The following is an 18,003-nucleotide window of genomic DNA, read 5'->3' as shown; positions in this document are numbered from 1 at the left end:
TGTAAGACCCGGAGCCGCGTATTTCTTATTTCCCACTCCCTTTGGCTTAAGGTTTGTTGAAGGATGGGACGGGTCAGGGTGGGTGCTGGGTGGGGTGCCGAACAGGTTGACTGTTAGGTCTTCACCCCCTGACCGCCCGGTCGGGGTGCATTGTCCCCACCCAGCGGTGGAATAGTGCAACCATGGAATACCGCAAGCTTCTGGGCACCGATCTCACCGTCAGCGCGGTGGGCTTCGGCGTATGGACCGTGGGTACGACGTGGTGGGGAGTCAAAGACGAGGACATGGCCGTGCGGCTGCTCCGCCGCGCCTTTGAGCTGGGCATCACCTTTTTCGACAACGCCGACACCTACGCTTCCGGCCGCGCGGAGGAGCTCCAGCGCCGCGCCCTGGGCGACGTGCGCGACCAACTCGTCATCGGGACCAAGTTCGGCTACGACATCTACAACCATCCGGAGCGCCCCGGCCAGCAGGAGCGTCCGCACGACTGGACGCCCGCGTATCTCCGTAAAGCGCTGGAGGGCAGTCTGACGCGCCTGGGCACGGACCGTATCGACTACTACCAGTTGCATAACCCGCGCCTGGACGCTATTCAGCAGGATGACCTGTGGGCCGAACTGGAGGCCCTGAAGGCCGAGGGCCTGATCCTGGCCTACGGCACCGCCCTGGGCCCGGCCCTGAACGAGCGGCAGATCGAGGAGGGCTTCGCCTCCATCCGCACGCGCTGCGCTCCCACCCAGATCATCTACAACCTGCTGGAACAGGTGCTGGGGGAGCAGATTCTGCCCGTGGCCGAGCAGGAAGGCGTGGGTGTGATGGCCCGCGTGCCCCACGCCTCCGGTCTGCTGGAGGGGTACATGACCCTCGACACCGAGTTCGAGCCTGGCGATCACCGCAACTGGCGCATGACCACCAACGCCCGCCGCAAGGCGTGGATGGAAGACGGTCTGAAGAAGGTGGAGCAGTTAGACGCGCAGTTCGTGCAGGGCCGGGGCCGCACCATCGGGCAACTCGCCCTGCAGTTCGCCCTGCGCTCCCCCGCGATGGCGAGCGTGCTGCCCAACATTTACAGCCTCGAAAATCTGGAGGAGTACGCGGCCAGCTTTGACGCCGTGCCTCTGGGTGACGACGAGTACAGCGGGCTTCAGAAGCTGTACAAGGCCAACTTCGGCATGGAGACGGACCTGCGCGGTCAGGCGGTGGCGGGATGAGCGGGGAGCGGCCAGCGGCCAGCGGTCAGTCCGAGCAGACCGAGAACACGCCGCCCACCCCCGGGGGCCGTCCTGGGGGCGCGCCGGGTGGGCGTCCGAAGATGATGGTGGACCTTGATCCCAGCGGTCAGGTCACGCAGCGCGAGCCGGACCGCGCGCAGCGGCAGTTTCTGAACTACGCCTTTTTCAAACTCGATCCCGCGTTTCGCCGCCTGCCGCGGGCGGAGCGAGAGGAACTGAAAGCCGAATTTCAGGCTGCCGCCGAGGGCTGGGTCAGCGACGCGCCCGCTGAGAAGGGGCATATCCAGCGCACCTATTCGCTGGTGGGCGTGCGCAGCGACGTGGACTTTATGCTCTGGCGCATCGCCTTCGACGTGCGCGAGTTTCAGGAGGCGCAGGCCCGCCTCAACCGCACCCGCCTGATGGGCTACCTCACGCAGCCCTTCAACTTCGTGTCCATGAACAAGCGCAGCCAGTACGTCAACCGCGTGGAGGGCAGCGGGCACGGGCTGGAAGTCCTGCCGGGGCAGGGGCAGTTCCTGTTCATCTACCCTTTTATCAAGACGCGGCCGTGGTATGACCTGACGCCGCACTCGCGCCAAGGCATGATGGACGAACATATCTACGCTTCGGGGCCCTTCAAGGGCGTGCGGATCAACACGTCTTACTCCTACGGGATCGACGATCAGGAGTTCGTGGTGAGCTTTGACAGTGACCACCCGCAGGAGTTCGTGGACCTCGTTCATCGCCTGCGCTACACGGAAGCGAGCATGTACACGCTGCGCGACACACCGATGTTCACGTGCGTGAAAAAGGAGCTGACGGGGGTGCTCGAAGACCTAGGCTGAGGTGAGGAAAGGGCGGAGGGCGGAGCCCAGCCTCGCCGCCCTTCGTCTTTGGAACAGAAATTCCCGGCGACGATGCCGGTGGCCTTCTGTGCCCAGACTGCGGACAATGGGCGATCAGGTTCTCAGCCGCGACGGGCGTGCCCAGCGCTGACATCTCCGGCCTGCGGCCGTGCCGGGCGAAGAGGCCGAAGCCCGGGGACGTGGCCCGCGCTGCGGAAGTCGGCGTCCGCCAACACCATGCCCTTTTCCGTATCCACCACGCCGCGCCCGGGCATTCCGGAGCTGGACGGAGACCCGAAGCCTCGACCCCACGCTTCCCCAGACCTATCCACACGGGGCCAGACCGCGCTTCCTGGGCCGGGACCCACCGGGTGTGTCAGACCCGGTGGAGGGCCACCGCTTCACCACCGCCCTGGGGCTTGAGGCGGTTTGCGCGCACGTGCAGCTTGAGCTGGAAGTTGGAGCCGCGCGGTATACGCTTCTGTCCCAGGGGAACTCGCCGGGCAAAGGTTGGACCTGCACCTGCAGCGGCTGGGCCGGCCCTTGCCAGCCCCCTCTCAGAGGCGTGGCGGCTGGAGGGAGCGGACCTGTCCTGACGGGGGGGGCTGATCACCGCTGCAGCCCAGCGCCCTGCAGCCGGGGCGGAAGCGCCCAGTAGGCCACTGCGCCTATGGGCAGGCCCGCCGCCTGACCTTTACCCTGCGGTCAATCTTCGCCTTTGCAAGGAGTGTTCCCATGCCTCAAGCACGCCTCACCGTCCTGTCTCTCCCCGTCCCCTTTCCCGGAGGTCTCGACGTTGCCTGTGGCCTGCCCTGCCCGAGGTTCCCGCTGCTTTAAGCGAGCGGCAAGACAGCGGTGTTCGGTGGGACCCGTGGGGCGTCTGACCTCCTCACCCCACCGGAGACTCCCGTTTTGAATCTGTCCCCACTTCGCGCGTTCCTGCGCGTCTTTCTGTCCTATTACCGTCCATACCGCCGCACGCTGACCCTGGACCTGCTCTGCGCGTTCGTGGTGGCGGGCGTCACGCTGATCTACCCGCTGTTCGCCGGGTACGTGACCCGCACGGTGCTGCACACCCCAGGCCCGCAGGCGCTGCCCGAACTGCTGCGCGTCGGCGCGTTCATGCTGGCGCTGCTCGCCGTGCAGATCGCCGCCAACACCTACGTGGACTACCAGGGCCACATGATGGGCACCTACATTGAGCGCGACATGCGCCGGGACCTCTTCGCGCATCTGCAACGGCTGCCCTTCAGCTTTTACGATTCGCACCGCACGGGGCAACTCATGAGCCGGGTCACGAACGACCTGTACGACATAGGTGAGCTGGCCCACCACGGCCCGGAGGACCTCTCGACCGCGCTGCTGCTCTTCGTGGGGGTGTTCGCTGTGCTGCTGCACCTGAACCCCGCGTTGACGCTGCTGCTGTTCGCCTTTCTGCCGTTTATGGCGGCCTATGCGGTGTTTTTCAACGTGCGTCTCAACCGGGCCCTGCTGCAAAGCCGGGAGCGCATCGGCGACGTGAACGCCCAGGTGGAAGACACCCTCGCGGGCATCCGCGTGGTGCAGTCGTTCACGGGCGAGGGGACCGAGCAGCGCCGCTTCGACGCCGAGAACGCCCGCTTCGTGGACAGCCGCCGCGCGGGCTACCACGCCGAGGCGCACTTCTATCAGGGCATGCTGGCGTTTAGCCAACTCATGACCATCGCCGTGCTCGTCTTTGGCGGCCTGACCATCCTGCGCGGTGGGTTGCGCGTGGACGAACTCCTCACCTACCTGCTGTGCGTGGGCATCCTGCTTGAACCCATCCGCCGCTTCGTCAACCTCGCGCGCCTGCTCCAGGAAGGCGTGACCGGCTTTCAACGCTTTCAGGAACTGATGGCCGTGCAGCCCGATATCGTGGACGCCCCGGGCGCGTTGGAGTTGAAGGCGGTGCGCGGTGAAGTGACGTTCGAGCGGGTGAGCTTTCGGTATCCGTCCAGCTCCACGCTGGTGCTCCGCGACATCGACTTGACCGTCCGCCCCGGCGAGTTTGTGGCCCTCGTGGGCGCGTCGGGCGTGGGCAAGAGCACCCTCTGCGCCCTCCTGCCCCGCTTCTATGAGGTCACAGCGGGACAGATTCGGATAGACGGCATCCCGGTTGAGGCAGTCACGCTCGCCTCGCTACGGCGCAGCATCGGCGCGGTGCAGCAGGACGTGTACTTATTTTCCGGCACGGTGCTCGACAACATCCGCTACGGCCGGCCCTGGGCCAGCACCGACGAGGTGATCGAAGCCGCGCGGCAGGCCGGCGCGCACGAATTCATTGCAGCGCTGCCCCAGGGGTACCACACAGACATCGGCCAGCGCGGCGTCAAGCTCTCAGGCGGACAAAAGCAGCGGCTGAGCATCGCCCGCGTCTTTTTGAAAGACCCGCCCATCCTGATTTTCGACGAGGCGACGAGCGCGCTCGACAGCGTCTCCGAGCGCCTCGTACAGGAGTCCCTCGAACGCCTCGCCCAGCGCCGCACCACCTTGGTAATCGCCCACCGCCTCAGCACAGTTCGGAATGCGGGGCGTATCGTGGTTCTGACCGAAAGCGGCGTCGCCGAGCAGGGCAGCCACGAGGAGTTGCTGCGGCGTGGGGGGGTGTACGCGAGGCTTCAGGCGGCGGCTCCGCTCCGGCCGGCGGAACGCTGAGAGCGGTTGGCCGGTTTTCCGCTGGACACAGGCAGCCGACGACGCAGAAACCGGATCATCCGTTGGGTCCCCTCCCTTCCGCTCCGGTGATTCCACGCCTCTGCGTCACCGCGCCTCTGTGTCACCGTTTTTCCTGCCCCCCTGCAGCGCAGCGTTGCACGTTCGCTCAGGTGTATCAGAGATGAAACCACTGATACACCTGAATACTCACCAGACCTCCTCCACAGCGGAGGCGGCCAGAGCACGCGCATGAAGCTCGTGGATCAGGGGCGCTGTGGCGTTGTTGTACCCGTAGACGCAGGCGAAGTCGCGCGCTGCCAGTTCGCGCTTGGGCGCCCCGTAACGCCCACGGTCCTCGGCGTTTTGCCGCCACCAGTCGGGCTCGCGCACGGTCAGGCGGTAGCCCGCCGCCTCCAGAAGGGGGACATAGGCGGCCTCGTCTGCAGAATCGGTCAGGCGACAGATTCATGTCGTTGAAGGGCTTGACGGGCAGGCCAGCCACCGCGGTAGAGCCGACGTGTTCCAGCGCCAGAATGCGCTCCCCCAGCACCTGCCGCAGCCGCGTGGCTCCACGGGCGTACACCCCGGGCCAGGTGGGGTTGGGCGGCACAACCTCAATACGGCCCGGCAGCCTCGGGAGCTGTTCACGAACGCGGCGCGCAGCTGCTCTCCGGTCACGGGGGTGCAGCGGACGTCCGTTCATGACGCCTCCCAGCGCGTGGAGGGCGGGGCAGCGCGCCACCCCGGCCCTCCGGCCCCGCACCTGCCCCACCGTTCCCGACCCGTCCCGGCGTTCTGCCGGGAGGCCCCTTTCCAGAGTAGCGACAACCTTCAGAAGGTGGGGTTTTTGACCATTCGCCGCAGATTCCCCCCCTAGCGTGCGCTCAGGAGGCCACATGAGCGAAGCGAGTCAGACCACCCAGAACCAGCGCAAGTCGCTGTTTACGACCCAGGCCACGGCCCACGGCGGACGCGCCGGCTACATCGAGACGCCCGATCACCACCTGGGCGTCAAGCTCAGCGTGCCGCAGGAAATCGGCGGCAACGGCGGCGTGGGCACCAACCCCGAGCAGCTCTTTGCCGCTGGATATGCCGCCTGCTTTCAGAGCGCCATCGGCTCCGTGGCCCGGCGCGACAAGGTGAACTTCGGGTCCTCCCGCGTGACCGGCGTGGTAGGGCTGGTGCGCGACGATCTGGGTTACGCCCTTGACGTGGAACTGCAGATTGTGCTGCCGGGACTGAGCCGCGAGCAGGCCGAACATATGGTGGACGAGGCCCACAAGGTCTGCCCTTACAGCCGCGCCCTGCAGGGCAACGTCAACGTTCGGCTCACGGTTACAGAAGAAGCCGAGCACGGCGACGTGGGCTAAGCGGTCCCGCCCACCACACAGCCGAGGACCCGCCTCCCCAGGGAGGCGGGTCCTCGTTTTTTCCAGCGCTGTGCGCGTGGACCTCAGCGCAGCAGTTCACCCTCGGCGAAGAACAGACCAAGCTCGCGCGCAGCGCTCTCAGGCGAGTCGCTGCCGTGGGTCACGTTCTCGCCGGTGGTGGTGGCGAAGTCGGCGCGGATGGTGCCGGGGACGGCATTGGCCGGGTTGGTGGCCCCCATCATGGCGCGCCAGCCCGTGATGGCGTTCTCGCCTTCCAGGGCGATGGCCACCACGGGGCCGCCCGTGATGAAGTCCACGAGTTCGCCGAAAAAGGGCCGCTCGCGGTGCTCGCCGTAATGGTTTTCGGCCACCTCGCGGGGAATGAGCATCTGCTTGAGGCCCACGATGCGGTAGCCCTTCTGCTGAATGCGCTTGAGAATCTCGGGCGTCAGGCCCCGGCGAACCCCGTCGGGTTTGATCATGGCGAAGGTGCGTTCCATACCGCCCGCGAGCATAGCAGGGCCGGGGGCGGGGCAGACCGGGGTCGGTCCACGTGGCCCCGGCAATGCTGCCTCCCACACTCGCGGAACGGCCGCCGCCTCAGACAGACAAGAGCAGCGGTGCTCCCACGCCGCATGTTCTAGAGTGGCGCAAAGAGGCCGCCGCGTGGGGCCGTTTTTGCCATCCCTTTTCTTGCGGCCCGTACAATGGCCGGGTGACCCACGTTTCTGACGCTCGCCCCTCTCCGGTCGCGGCCCGAATCGCCGTGACCGCGAGCGCCCTCGCGGCGGCGGGGCTTCTCCTGTTTCCCCTGGCGGCGCTGGGGCGCGACTTCAACGCGGGTGGGGTGCTGCTCCACCTGACCGGCTCAGTGCTGAACCTCAGCTCGAACACGCAGGTGCCGCTGCCAAACATGGGCGCCGTCCTGGGGCTGGGATGGGCCACGCTGGCCCTGCTCGTCGCCAGCCTCATCGGCGCGCTCCAGCGGGCACGCTGGTTTTGGATCACGGGCCTGCTCGCCTTCGTGACGGCCTTTGCCGCTGTCGTACTGCTGGGCACCAGCCTGGGAACCGAGGCCGCCCGGGTGGCGGCGGACACCACCCTGCGGCCCGGAGCCAAGCGGCAACTCCGCAACTTCTACGCGGGCGGCGGGATGAACCTGGGGCTGTTCCTGCCCATCCTCTCGGGGCTGATCACCGCGGGGGCGGGGCTGAGTGCCCGGCAAGTGTGGTGGGACCGGCTCAACCGGTTGCGCGGACTGCTGGTGCCCGCCGTCGCCATCGGGCTGGCGGTGCTGGTGGGGGCGGTGGTGGTGCTGATTGTGCAGCCCCTCATCAACGGCAGCGGCGCGCCGCTCTCGCCCTGGGGCGGCTGGCTCGCCAAGAGCGACCTGGTGTACTTCGTGTACTCCATGCTCTTCGCGCCCGTTACGGCCCTGACGCCCTTTCTGGACAGCCTCAAGCTGGCCACTCCGCTGATCCTGACCGGGCTGTCTGTGGCCTTTGCCTTTCGTACGGGCCTCTTCAACGTTGGCGCGCCGGGACAACTGACGATGGGGGCCATCGCGTCCATGCTGGTGGGCGTGTACGGACCGCCCTCGCTGGGCTGGCTGCTGCTGCCCCTCGCGGTGATTGCGGCGGGACTCGGCGGAGCGCTGTGGGGCGCGGTTCCGGGCTTTCTCAAGGCCCGCTTCGGCTCCAGCGAGGTGATCAACACGATCATGCTGAACTACGTCGCCTCGGCGATCTTCCTCTTCATGATCGGCACAGAGACTTTCCCCTTCCTGGGGCGCACCTACCGCCTGCCCTTCAAAGCCGAGGGCTTCGAGCCGCGCAGTGAAGAGTTGCAACCCGCCTCGCACCTGCCCACCCTGCTGGACCTGTTTGGCGTGGGACAGGGGGGCGCGCAGGCGCTGACCATCGCGCCGCTCGCCGCACTGGTGGTGTTTTTCGGGTTGCGCCTGGCGCTGCGGCGGCAGCGGAACCGCAGCCTGGTCGCCCTGGCGGCCGCCCTGGCGCTGGGCGCGCTGACCTGGCGCGTCGGAATTCCCGTTCAGGCGTCGGGCAGCCAGCTCAACGCCTCGTTCCTGGTCGCGCTGGCGTGCGTGGGCATCTTCAGCGTGTTGATGTGGCGCACCTCTACGGGCTACGCGCTGCGGGCAGTGGGCCTGTCGCCCAAAGCCGCCGAGTACGGCGGAATCAGCGTCGCCAAAAACACCATTCTGGCGATGACGCTGGCGGGCATGTTCGCGGGTCTGGCGGGCACCCATTACGTGCAGGGCGGGGCGCTCGACGAGTACCGTCTGCGCGGCAACATGCCGGTAAATGTCGGCTTCGACGGCATCGCCGTGGCGCTGATGGGCCAGAGCACGCCCGCAGGTGTGGTGGCCGCCGGGGTGCTGTTCGGAACCATCGACACTGGCAGCGTCAACGTGCAGCGGCTGGAAAAGGTGAACCGCGACCTCGTGACGGTGCTCAAGGCGCTGATCGTGCTGTTTATCGCCGCCGGGGGCTTCCTCAGCCGCCGCATCACCGATCCGCCACCACCCCAGCTCGTGAAGGCGGCGGACGCGACGGGTTCGGCTGAGGCGGGGCACGTGGACGCGGGGGCCACCCGTGAGCGCGCGACACCTCAGCCCAACGTGGCGCGCAGCAGTGAAGTGAACACCCGGGAAGGGGGCAAGTAGTGGACGGTCTGTTCTCGCAACTGCTGACGACGGCTTTTCTGGCGACGCTCATCCGCTCTGTGGTGCCGCTGCTGCTGACCGGACTGGGCGGCCTGTTCTCCGAGCGCAGCGGCGTGGTGAATATTGCGCTGGACGGCCTGATTATCTTCGGGGCGCTGGCCGGGGCCGTGACGACGTATACCCTCGATCCGGTACTCGGCGCGGCGGCTCCCTGGGTGGGCTGGTTGGCTGGGGCAGCGGTAGGCGGTCTGATCGCCTGGATTCACGCCGTCATCTCCATCAAGTACCGCGCCGATCAGGTTATCAGCGGCACGGCGATCAACCTGCTTGCCAGCGGCGTGCCCGCCGTGATCCTGACCGCGCTGTACGGCACGAGCACCGAGAGCCCCAAGGTGGCCCATCCCCTCCCGCTGTGGGGCGTGGGCGAACTGCGCTTCAGCCCACCCGTGTACTTCTCGCTTCTGGTGGTCGCGGTGACGTGGTACGTGCTGTACCGCACCCCCTTCGGCCTGCGCCTGCGCGCCACGGGCGAGCACCCTGGGGCCGCCGCGAGCATGGGCGTCAACGTGCGGCGTATCCGCTACGTCAGCGTGATCCTGTCGGGTGTGCTGGCGGGTACAGCGGGCGTGTTCCTCAGCATCGGCAACCTGGAATCCTACGTCCGCAACATCAGTGCCGGCCTGGGCTTTATCGCGTTGGCGGCGCTGATTTTCGGGCAGTGGAAGCCGCTGGGCGTGCTGGGGGCCACCGTGCTGTTCGGCTTCTTGCAGGCGGTCAGCATCGCGCTGGGCGGCTCGGACCTGCTGCCTCCCACGCTGGTGTCGGCCCTGCCGTACCTGATCACCATCATCGCCCTGATCTTCACTGGCCGCAGCGCCGCGCCCAAGGCGATCGGCAAGCCCTTCGACGGCTGATCGGAGCGGAGAACAGAGGGACAGGCCGGGGAGTTTCCCGGCCTGCTTTTTTGTGGGGAGGCTCCGAGCGCAGCGCTGTCCGGTGGACCCCTCTCTTCGGGCTGTTCCACTCACCCCGCCCGCTCAGCGCACAACTTCCCGCCCTGGCGCGCGTGTCAACCTGCGGACTTCTTTTTGACCGAGCAGAGCGAACCTGAATGCGCATGGGGGAGAATGGCGCCGTGAGGGGTGCCTTGCCACGCGCAGCGCCATTCGGACAAATGCCCTAATTCGCCCCCGCCGAATACCCCACGCGTGACTCCCGCTCCAGCGGCGGCAAACGCCCCTGCCGGGCCGCCCGCAACACCGCCTCCGTGAACGCCCGGAGCATGGGCAGGCCTGCCCGGTGCGGCAGCACGGCCAGCGACAGGGGGCGGACCAGCGGTTCGGGGAGGGGCAGGGCCACCAGGCCGGGCGGCAGGGGCAGCAGCGCCAGCCGGGGCATGACGGTGATCCCGAGGCCGTACTCCACCATCGAGAGAATCACACTGTCCTGCTCGATCTCGCTGACGGCCCCCATCGGCACGCCCAGCGTGGACAGGTAGCGCCGCACCCGCAGGTGACAGGCGTTTTGCCCCGGCGGCAGGATCAGCGGGGCCAGCAGTTCAGACACCTGCACCGGTCCGGCGCCGCGCGAGGCGGGCGCGACGAACAGGTACTCATCGGCGGGGAGGGGCAGCAGGCGCAGGCCGGGCACCTCCTCGGCCACGATCAGCGCCATGTCCGCCCGGCCCGACTGCACCACGTCCGCGCTGCCCCCATACGTCTCGGCGTCCAGGTCCAGCACCTCCACGCGCACGCCGGGGTGCCGCGCCCGAAAGGCCGCGATGGCGGGGGGCAGCAGGTGCGTGGCGGTGGACCGCATGGAAGCCACCCGCAGGGTACCCGACAGCGCCGAGTCTTCCTGCGCGGCCAGCAGCGCGTCTCCGGCGGCCTGAACGGCGGCGCGGGCGTGCTCCAGTACCCGCTGCCCGGCCTCGGTAGGTGCGGTTCCAGCGGGCGTGCGGCGCAGCAGGGGACGGCCTGCCAGCGCTTCGAGCTTGGCGACGGCCTCGCTGAGGCTGGATTGCGACACGCCCCCCTCAGCGGCGGCCTCACCGAAGCCCCCCGCCTCGGCCACGGCGATCAGGGCGCGAAGCTGGGCGAGGGTGGGGGTCTGGGGAGCCATGCTTTCATTCTAGGCCCGTTCCCGTGGGCTTCCATCGGTTTTGCCGATGCCCGACTTTCCGCGTGTCGCCTGGCGCCGATGTCCTGAAAGGCGGGTGGGAGCGCAGGCTGAGACGCGAGGAGGTTTCCCATGACCCACGCTTCTTTTCTGCCCACCGTGCCCCTGCTGCCCCCCACCGTTCACGGCCCCAAGGTGTTTGGCACCTTCACGCTGGAAGTCCTTACACCCCAGGGCGAGGCCACCGCGCCTCTGCTGCTCGATTGGGAGGTGCGCGCCTGGCCGGTGGCGCGGCTGGGAGACGCTACGCTGGAAGCGCGGCCCAGACGCCCCGAACTGACGGTGGCAGACCTGGCAGCGGCCCTGCACTGCGCCGGATACACGCCACTGGGCCCGGTGCGCCCCCGCCCATCCTCATAAAGCGCACGGTCAGCCCCGGCTCATCTCCCCACCCGCCGAGCATGCTCCCCTAAGCGGCGATGCTTCGCCGCCTGGCCTTCTTGACCCTGCTTCCTTCCCTTCTGCTCTCGGGCCTTCTCCTCTCTGGCAGCGCGCTGGCGGCAAGCGGCACCGTGACGGTCCGCAAAGGCGACACCCTCTTTGCCATCGCCCAGCGCAGCGGCGTTCCCGTGACGCGGCTGCGGGCCATCAACGGCCTGAAGGGCAACCTCATTCATCCAGGGCAGAAGCTGAGACTCAGCGGCAAGGGCCCCCCTGCGGCCAACCCCCCCGCCAAGCCCGCCCGTTCCAGGCCCATCGTCTATACGGTGCGCGCCGGAGACACGCTTTCCAAGATCGCCTCCCGCGTGGGGATCAGCGTGGCGGCCCTGAAGGTGGCCAACCAGATCGGGAGCAACCTGATTCGTCCGGGGCAACGCCTCAAGTTGCCTCTGCCCGGCACGGTGAAGGTCAAGGCGGTTCCGGCCCTGCCGCCCCACACGGAGGTGCGCCTCATCTACACCTATGTGCGGGTGCGGCCCCACGAGACGCTGGAGGTGCTGGCCCGGCGCTACCGCGTGACGGCCAACGGATTGGCCCTCCTCAACCGACTGTCTGCCGCCGAGCGCCGCCTCTACCCCGGCCGCCGCCTGCTCGTGCCGCGCCGGGTGCCGGTGCCCATTCCTCCCCGGCCCCGCGCCGAGCCGCTGACCCTATGGAAGACGACTGTGCTGAACATCCCCGTGCGCGTGCTGTTCGTGGACTTGCGCTACCGGGATGTGCTCGTCACGCCTGTGCTGCCGCCCCGGGGACTGGGAACGGGCAGGGGCGCGCGGGTGGGTACCCTGGCGCGGATCAGCGGAGCGCGGGCGGTGGTGAACGGCAGCTACTTTCATCCGCGCTCCTATGTCCCTGCCGGGGACGTGGTGATGCAGGGGCGGATGCTCTCGTGGGGCCGCATTCCGGGCGCGCTGGCCATCACGCCCGACAACCGCGCCACGATGACCACCAGCACCGCGCCGCTCCTGGGCCGCCCGCTGGAAACCACGTGGCGCGGCATGGAAACGGTGATCGCCTCTGGTCCGCGCATCGTTCACCAGGGGGTGGCCGGGTCCTCGCGCGGCATCTTCCGCGACGCGGCGGTGTTCGGCCGGGCGGCCCGCAGCGCCGTGGGCCTGAAAAGCAACCGCGACCTGGTGTTTGTGACCACCCACGCACGCCTGTCCACCACTGAGATGGGCCGCATCATGGTGAGGCTCGGGGTGCGCGAAGCGCTGCTGCTCGACGGTGGCAGCAGCGCGGGCCTGGCCTGGGATGGCCGCCCGGTGCTCGAAAGCGTGCGCAGCGTGGCCTACGGGATCGGCGTGTATGTGGGGTACGGGGGCCGGCGGTACGCGCGGTAGGGGACGGCCCCCGCCGGCCCACAGCGGCACAACCCAGTTTGAAGGAGCAGCGGCGTCACCCGGGGGACTGGTACGGTTTCCGGATCATCCGCTCCGTCTCCTCGGCTCCGCTGTGCTCCGGTGATTCCACGCCTCTCCGTCACCGTTTTTCCTGTTCCCGCCGCTCGGGGGAACCAGTCGGCGCATCGCTGATTCCCCCGAATCCTTGTGACACCTGGGAGACAGGGACTTGGGGAACTGGCAGCCTTGACCGGACCTTACGCCGCGCAGGGCCTGAAGCCTGTGTCCGGCCTCTTCCCGTACCATGGCGGGATGATTCTCCTGTCCAGTCCACTTTCCCGGGGTGCGGCGTGAAGCCCGCCCAGGTGGAAGCCCAGCTTTTGCGGGTGCTGAGCGACGCCATTTCAGGGCTGCGCGATCCCCGCGTGCCCCTGATCGTGACGGTCGAGCGCGTCTCGGTCACCTCGGATTACAGCCTGGCACGGGTCTACGTCAGCGCGATGGGCGCAGATATGCCTGCCCTGATCGACGCGCTGACCCACGCCCGCGGCCACCTGCAACGCGAAGTGGCGGCCCAGGTGCGCCTGCGCCGCGTGCCCCTGCTGGAATTCCGTTCCGCGAACGAGGCGGCCTTTTTGTGACCCTGGGCGTGAACGCCGTCCCCGAGAGCCGAAGCGCCCTGCGGGTGCGGTACGCCGAGACCGACGCGATGGGGGTGGCCCACCACGCCAACTACCCGGTGTGGTTCGAGGTGGGCCGCACGGACCTGATGCACGCCCTGGGCCTGCCCTACGCCGAGGTGGAAGCGCGCGGCTACTTCCTGATGCTTTCCAGCCTGAATGTGGAGTACCGCCGCGCCGCCCGTTACGACGATCACCTCACCATCCTGACGCGGGTGGGCGCGGTGCGCTCGCGGACCCTGAGCTTCGCGTACGAGGTGCGGCGCGGTGAGGAGCTCCTGGCGACGGGAGAGACGCGCCACATCGCCACGGACAGAAACTACCGCCCCGCGCGGTTGCCGGTGGACGTGCGGTCTCTGCTGTCGGGGGGGGAGACGGGTTGAGTGCTGCGCTCCCCGTCCCGGTCCGGCTTCACCCCGGCACATCCGTTTCCAGGGCGACTTTTCCACACCTGCCTGCCCCCCCTTCCCGCTAGACTGCCGGGCACATGAGCCACCTGTCGCGCACCCTGCCGATCAAGCGCGCCGCGCACGTTTACCTCGTCCAGGACGGACACCTGCTGCTCGTCGAGGAACGCATGGATGACGGCAGCATCTTTTACGGCCTCCCCGGCGGCAAGGCGATGCCCGGCGAGAGCCTTGCCGACGCCGCTGTGCGTCAGGTCGCCTTCGAGACGGGCCTGACCGTTACGGACCTGCAGTTCGTCTCGCTGCTCGAAGGTGAGATGCTGACCGGCACCCGCAACGAGTGCTACGCCAATTTCGCCCGCTTTACCGCCGCCTTTCACGGCGACATCGACCCCACCGATCCCGAGGTGGTGGGCGTGAAGTGGACGCCCTTCACGCAGGTGGAGGGCCTGGTCCGCTACGGCCCACCCCCCGAGGTCGAGGAACGCAACCCCCTGATCTGGGTGCCCACCCGCGACTTCCTGCGCGGTGAGGCCCGGACCTACTACCCCATTTGAACGGGTCCCGGCTCACCGTGAAGCTCCCCCTCTTGCCCCGCCTCGCCGTGCTGGGGCTGCTGGCCCTGACCGCTTCCGGCTGGAGCGTCGCTGCGGGTGGTGCGGCGTCTTCCCCTGCGCCCACCCTGGGCGACGCCCTGTTTCCAGGGCTCGGTCAACTCGGGCTGGACGTGCAGCATTACGACGTGGCGCTCAGTGTGGACCGGCCTGGCACCGCGGAATTGCGCGGCGTGGTCACGCTGACGCTGGGCAGCACCCGGCTCCTGCCCACCATTCGGTTGGACTTCACCGGGCCGGAGGTTGGCGCCGTGCGCTGGAACGGCCAGCCTGTGCCCTTCGTGGTGGAGGCGGGGGCCCAGAAGCTCACCGTGACGCCGCCCGCCTCGCTGCGGCCCGGTGAAACGGCCCGCCTGACCGTGGAGTATGGGGGCCGCGCCGGTACGGTCACGGACCCCGATCTGGGCCTGGACCTGGGTTGGGAGGGTGTGCTGGAGGCAGGCACCAACTACACCCTCAGCGAACCTCACGGCGCACACTCGTTTTTGCCGTCAAACGATCACCCCGCCGACACGGCCACCTTCACCACCCGCTTGACTGTTCCAGCGGGATTCACGGCGGCGGCGAGCGGTGTGGAAGACCTCATCGCCGAAGGCGCAGAGGCGCGGGCAGGGCGGCACACCTTCGTGTTCCACCAGGCCAGGCCCATTCCCACCTATGCGCTGGGCCTCCATATCGGGCATCTGGAGCGGGTGGAGTCGCCCGCTGTGCCCGTCGGCCCCGGGGGAGCGCCCGTCGTGCGCCGGGATTACTTTCCCATGGGCACGCCAGACCGCGTGCGCGCCGCCTACCGCCGCACGGACGAGATGCTGCGCGCGCTGTCGGGGTGGTTCGGTCCTTATCCCTTCGCGGCTTACGGCGTGGCTGTCCTGCCTCCGCAGGTGGACGTGCCCGCGCTCGAGACCGCCACCCTCTCCACCATGCCGGTGGAATCGAGCAACGAGCAGGTGGCCCTGCACGAACTGGCCCACCAGTGGTTCGGGAACGCCGTGCCGCTGCGCCGCTGGGCAGACGTGTGGCTCAACGAGGGGTTTGCCACCTACGCCGAGCTCCTGTGGACCGAGGCACAGGGTGGAGACGGTCCGGCGATGGTCCGCCGCTGGTACGCCCGACTGCAAAGCCGGGGCACCCGGCCCCTCGTCGCCGCCACCCAGGAGGAGCTGTTCGACTCCACCGCCTACCAGCGCGGGGCCCTGACCCTGCACGCGCTGAGGCTGGCCGTGGGTGACGCGGCCTTCCGCGACTTTCTGCACACCTATACGGCCCGCTTCTCGGGCGGCAGTTCCTCAAACAACGCGGTGGACACGGCAGACTTCCTCGCCCTCGTGCGCGAACGGGTGGGCGCAGCGGGCGAGGCGGCGGTGCGGCCCTGGGTGTTTGACGTGGGGTTGCCGCCCCTTCCGGTAGGGGAGAAGTAAGAGGTAGATCCAACGCTGCGAGAGTGGCAATCCTCGTGCTGTACCCGCCGCTGCGCCAGGTCCTGGGGAAGAGCCTTACCACCTCCCCCACACCATCCTCATTTGCTGATATCAGAGTCTGATATTCAGAAGGAGCGCAATGTGGACGTGAATCTGTTCAAGGGCAATCTGAACCTGATCCTGCTGAGCGTACTGGAGGGCGGTGAGGGGTATGGCCTGGACCTGACCAAGCGTGTGGACGCGCTGACCGGGGGGCACATCACCCTGAACGCCGGGAGCCTGTATCCGGCGCTACACCGCCTGGAACGGGCTGGGCACCTGACAGCGACGTTGGTCACCCCGGCGCGTGGCGGGCCGCCCGTCAAGACCTACCGCCTCACCGACGCGGGCCGAGTGGAACTCGAGCGGCGGCGTGAGGCATACTCGGCCTTCGATCAGGCGTTGCGGAGCCTGTGGTGAGCGCCGGGCCTCCGGCAGAGGTGACGGCGTACCTCCGCGCGGCCACCCGACTCCTTCCCGCGACGGCCCGGCGCATGGTAGCGGCGGAACTGCACGCCAACCTGCACCAGGCGATGCTGGACGCGCGACTCACCGGGCACGGCGAGGCGGAGGCGTGGGCGGTAGCGCTGCAGCAGGCTGGTCCTGCGTGGCAGACGGGCGTGGGCCTCGCCCGGATATATACCCTCCCTGCCCTGCTGCGCGCGGTCCTCGTGACGGGTGCGCTGGGCGGGGCGGCCTCGGCGCTGTGGACGGATGGGGAAACGCCCGTTGCCGCTGCGCAGGAGGCCAGGCCGTGAAGCGCTCTCCTTTGAAACGTTCCACGCTGCGGAGCTTCTGGCGCGAGTGGGGCTCGCCGGTCGCCTTCGCGCTGCTGTTCACGCAGTTTGGAGCCACGGCGGTGCGGGTGGACGGCGCGAGCATGATGCCGGGCCTGCGCCACGGCGAGTGGCTGGCCGTGCCGAAGGTAGAAGGCTGGGCGCATCACCTCGGAGCAGGCGGTTACCATCGGGGCGACGTGGTGGTGTTCAAGCCGCCGCGCGAGGCCGCGGGCGAGAGGACGCACGTGTACCGGGGGGTGACGCTGCCCTGGGCGTACCGCCCGTACCTCGTCAAGCGGGTGGTGGCGCTGCCGGGGGACCGGGTGCGGATGAACCGGGGCGGCCTGTATGTGAATGGCCGGGCGGTGAAGCAGGCGTGGACCCTTCCCTTCTGGGCGAAGCTCTGCCTGGACCGCGGCAGCGTGCTGGCGAGCAGCGTGGCTGCTGCGCCGGACGAGATGAACCGCCGCGAAGTGACGGTGCCCCCCGGCCACTACTTCGTGATGGGCGACAACCGCAGTCCCGGCGGCAGCCTCGACAGCCGGGTGTTCGGTTCCGTCGCCACCACCGACATCGCGGGGCGGGCCGTGGCAAGCGTATGGCCGCTGGCGGTGCCCGAGCGGGCCACCCCTCCCTGCGACGGGCAGCCTGCGCCCGAGCGGCGCGTGACCTACAGGGGTCCCTCGCGCTGGAACCCGCGCCTGCTGAGACCACCCGAGGGCTTGGAAGAGGTCCGCTAGGCTGACCGGGTGAAGCTCAATGTGGGGCGCGTCAGCCTCCACCTCAGCGACCGCGGAGACGGCCCGCCCCTGCTGCTGCTCGGCGGTGGGCAGGGGTGTGCAAATTATTATGGAACCCCTTGCCGCCCTATTGCCGGAATGGCGCTGTCTCCTGCGCGGTCCCAGGGGCACGGGAAAAAGTACGGGCGGCGCCCACCCACGGCCTGAAAACAGTCCTGGCCGATCTGGAGGCCCTCAGCGCAGCGCCCGGGCTGGAGCGGTGGGCCGTGGTGGGTCATTCCTGGGACTGGGGCCTACGCGCTGACGTATCCCCACCAGGTCACGCGGCTGGAAGGCGGCCTACGAGGCAGGCAAGGGGAGCGCGCCCAGCTTCGGGGTGGAGGTCAATGATGGCGTAAAGCGTGCGTCGCTGGCCGACGGGCGGCGCTTCATCAAGGTGCCGGACTTGCTCGCCCGCCTGTCCCGGCTGGCTGCCGCACGCGCCCGGCCTGGGCGAGGTGCTGCGGAACGTGCTGCGCGGTTGATTTCCTCCCTCCCGTTCCCCCTTTCGGCGGACGCCGCCGCCCGCCCGAACCC

Annotated in this window: 18 protein-coding genes and 1 pseudogene; 15 read left to right on the top strand and 4 right to left on the bottom strand. The window is 68.5% G+C overall.

Annotated elements, in window-relative coordinates; all coding sequences use genetic code 11:
- The first annotated feature begins 182 nt into the window (after positions 1-182).
- The 3 genes from B9A95_RS25405 to B9A95_RS25395 all read left to right on the top strand — a co-directional run bounded on the left by B9A95_RS25405 (position 183) and on the right by B9A95_RS25395 (position 4,735).
- Positions 183-1,211 (top strand): aldo/keto reductase, encoded by a 1,029-nt coding sequence (locus B9A95_RS25405; protein WP_084049807.1) that lies wholly within the window; start codon positions 183-185, stop codon positions 1,209-1,211.
- 101 nt (positions 1,212-1,312) lie between these two features.
- Positions 1,313-2,059, top strand: coding sequence for a chlorite dismutase family protein (locus B9A95_RS25400; RefSeq protein WP_084050974.1), 747 nt, complete (start codon positions 1,313-1,315; stop codon positions 2,057-2,059).
- 912 nt (positions 2,060-2,971) lie between these two features.
- Positions 2,972-4,735 (top strand): ABC transporter ATP-binding protein, encoded by a 1,764-nt coding sequence (locus B9A95_RS25395; protein ID WP_139806983.1) that lies wholly within the window; start codon positions 2,972-2,974, stop codon positions 4,733-4,735.
- A 207-nt stretch (positions 4,736-4,942) separates the two neighbouring features.
- Here B9A95_RS25395 and B9A95_RS35740 read toward each other — a convergent pair whose 3' ends face one another.
- Together B9A95_RS35740 and B9A95_RS37300 are read right to left on the bottom strand one after the other, a co-directional pair.
- Positions 4,943-5,125, bottom strand: a complete 183-nt coding sequence (locus B9A95_RS35740; RefSeq protein ID WP_245808483.1) for a GrpB family protein — start codon at positions 5,123-5,125, stop codon at positions 4,943-4,945.
- A gap of 130 nt (positions 5,126-5,255) precedes the next feature.
- Positions 5,256-5,438 (bottom strand): annotated as a pseudogene (locus B9A95_RS37300) (GrpB family protein); the annotation flags it as partial.
- A 193-nt stretch (positions 5,439-5,631) separates the two neighbouring features.
- Between B9A95_RS37300 and B9A95_RS25385 the strand changes: the two are divergent.
- The gene (locus B9A95_RS25385) at positions 5,632-6,105 is read left to right on the top strand and encodes an organic hydroperoxide resistance protein (RefSeq protein ID WP_084049806.1); all 474 of its coding nucleotides are present in this window, start codon (positions 5,632-5,634) and stop codon (positions 6,103-6,105) included.
- An 83-nt stretch (positions 6,106-6,188) separates the two neighbouring features.
- On the opposite strand, the gene ndk is transcribed toward B9A95_RS25385, so the two are convergent.
- Entirely contained in the window at positions 6,189-6,605 is a 417-nt protein-coding gene (gene ndk / locus B9A95_RS25380; RefSeq protein ID WP_084050972.1) for a nucleoside-diphosphate kinase, read from the bottom strand.
- 215 nt (positions 6,606-6,820) lie between these two features.
- Here ndk and B9A95_RS25375 point away from each other — a divergent pair, with 215 nt between their 5' ends.
- Together B9A95_RS25375 and B9A95_RS25370 are read left to right on the top strand one after the other, a co-directional pair.
- Complete coding sequence (locus B9A95_RS25375; RefSeq protein ID WP_084049805.1) at positions 6,821-8,791, top strand: ABC transporter permease; 1,971 nt, start codon at positions 6,821-6,823, stop codon at positions 8,789-8,791.
- Positions 8,791-9,705, top strand: a complete 915-nt coding sequence (locus B9A95_RS25370) for an ABC transporter permease (protein WP_084049804.1) — start codon at positions 8,791-8,793, stop codon at positions 9,703-9,705. The genes B9A95_RS25375 and B9A95_RS25370 overlap by 1 nt, the downstream gene beginning before the upstream one ends.
- A 265-nt stretch (positions 9,706-9,970) precedes the next feature.
- Here B9A95_RS25370 and B9A95_RS25365 read toward each other — a convergent pair whose 3' ends face one another.
- On the bottom strand, positions 9,971-10,912 hold the full coding sequence (locus B9A95_RS25365; RefSeq protein WP_084049803.1) for a LysR family transcriptional regulator: 942 nt from the start codon (positions 10,910-10,912) through the stop codon (positions 9,971-9,973).
- 129 nt (positions 10,913-11,041) lie between these two features.
- On the opposite strand from B9A95_RS25365, the gene B9A95_RS25360 reads away from it, so the two are divergent.
- From B9A95_RS25360 to lepB, 9 genes are all read left to right on the top strand, one after another.
- Positions 11,042-11,329, top strand: coding sequence for a hypothetical protein (locus tag B9A95_RS25360; protein ID WP_084049802.1), 288 nt, complete (start codon positions 11,042-11,044; stop codon positions 11,327-11,329).
- A gap of 59 nt (positions 11,330-11,388) precedes the next feature.
- Positions 11,389-12,750, top strand: coding sequence for a LysM peptidoglycan-binding domain-containing protein (locus B9A95_RS25355; RefSeq protein ID WP_084049801.1), 1,362 nt, complete (start codon positions 11,389-11,391; stop codon positions 12,748-12,750).
- A gap of 350 nt (positions 12,751-13,100) precedes the next feature.
- Positions 13,101-13,391, top strand: a complete 291-nt coding sequence (locus B9A95_RS25350; RefSeq protein ID WP_084049800.1) for a ribosome-binding factor A — start codon at positions 13,101-13,103, stop codon at positions 13,389-13,391.
- Positions 13,388-13,813, top strand: coding sequence for an acyl-CoA thioesterase (locus B9A95_RS25345; protein WP_425429969.1), 426 nt, complete (start codon positions 13,388-13,390; stop codon positions 13,811-13,813). The genes B9A95_RS25350 and B9A95_RS25345 overlap by 4 nt, the downstream gene beginning before the upstream one ends.
- Positions 13,814-13,917: 104 nt before the next feature.
- Entirely contained in the window at positions 13,918-14,394 is a 477-nt protein-coding gene (locus B9A95_RS25340; protein ID WP_084049799.1) for an NUDIX hydrolase, read from the top strand.
- The gene (locus B9A95_RS25335; protein ID WP_245808482.1) at positions 14,391-15,869 is read left to right on the top strand and encodes a M1 family metallopeptidase; all 1,479 of its coding nucleotides are present in this window, start codon (positions 14,391-14,393) and stop codon (positions 15,867-15,869) included. The genes B9A95_RS25340 and B9A95_RS25335 overlap by 4 nt, the downstream gene beginning before the upstream one ends.
- Positions 15,870-16,010: 141 nt before the next feature.
- Positions 16,011-16,328, top strand: coding sequence for a PadR family transcriptional regulator (locus B9A95_RS25330; RefSeq protein WP_084049798.1), 318 nt, complete (start codon positions 16,011-16,013; stop codon positions 16,326-16,328).
- Positions 16,325-16,666: a hypothetical protein gene (locus tag B9A95_RS25325; protein WP_170928773.1), complete on the top strand. Its 342-nt coding sequence runs from the start codon at positions 16,325-16,327 to the stop codon at positions 16,664-16,666. The genes B9A95_RS25330 and B9A95_RS25325 overlap by 4 nt, the downstream gene beginning before the upstream one ends.
- The gene (lepB, locus tag B9A95_RS25320; RefSeq protein ID WP_245808481.1) at positions 16,663-17,427 is read left to right on the top strand and encodes a signal peptidase I; all 765 of its coding nucleotides are present in this window, start codon (positions 16,663-16,665) and stop codon (positions 17,425-17,427) included. The genes B9A95_RS25325 and lepB overlap by 4 nt, the downstream gene beginning before the upstream one ends.
- Positions 17,428-18,003 lie beyond the last annotated feature (576 nt).

Origin of the sequence: Deinococcus hopiensis KR-140 (assembly GCF_900176165.1) — a bacterium.
In the GTDB taxonomy this organism is placed as follows: Bacteria; Deinococcota; Deinococci; order Deinococcales; family Deinococcaceae; genus Deinococcus; species Deinococcus hopiensis.
Note: the sequence above shows the minus strand (reverse complement) of the source record. Positions and strands in the feature narration are given on the sequence as shown.

Coding starts and splice junctions, on each gene's coding strand:
- B9A95_RS25405 (WP_084049807.1), top strand. CDS start 183: ATGGAATACCGCAAGCTTCTGGGCACCGATCTCACCGTCAGCGCGGTG.
- B9A95_RS25365 (WP_084049803.1), bottom strand. CDS start 10,912: ATGGCTCCCCAGACCCCCACCCTCGCCCAGCTTCGCGCCCTGATCGCC.
- ndk (WP_084050972.1), bottom strand. CDS start 6,605: ATGGAACGCACCTTCGCCATGATCAAACCCGACGGGGTTCGCCGGGGC.
- B9A95_RS25385 (WP_084049806.1), top strand. CDS start 5,632: ATGAGCGAAGCGAGTCAGACCACCCAGAACCAGCGCAAGTCGCTGTTT.
- B9A95_RS25360 (WP_084049802.1), top strand. CDS start 11,042: ATGACCCACGCTTCTTTTCTGCCCACCGTGCCCCTGCTGCCCCCCACC.
- B9A95_RS25340 (WP_084049799.1), top strand. CDS start 13,918: ATGAGCCACCTGTCGCGCACCCTGCCGATCAAGCGCGCCGCGCACGTT.
- B9A95_RS25400 (WP_084050974.1), top strand. CDS start 1,313: ATGATGGTGGACCTTGATCCCAGCGGTCAGGTCACGCAGCGCGAGCCG.
- B9A95_RS25355 (WP_084049801.1), top strand. CDS start 11,389: ATGCTTCGCCGCCTGGCCTTCTTGACCCTGCTTCCTTCCCTTCTGCTC.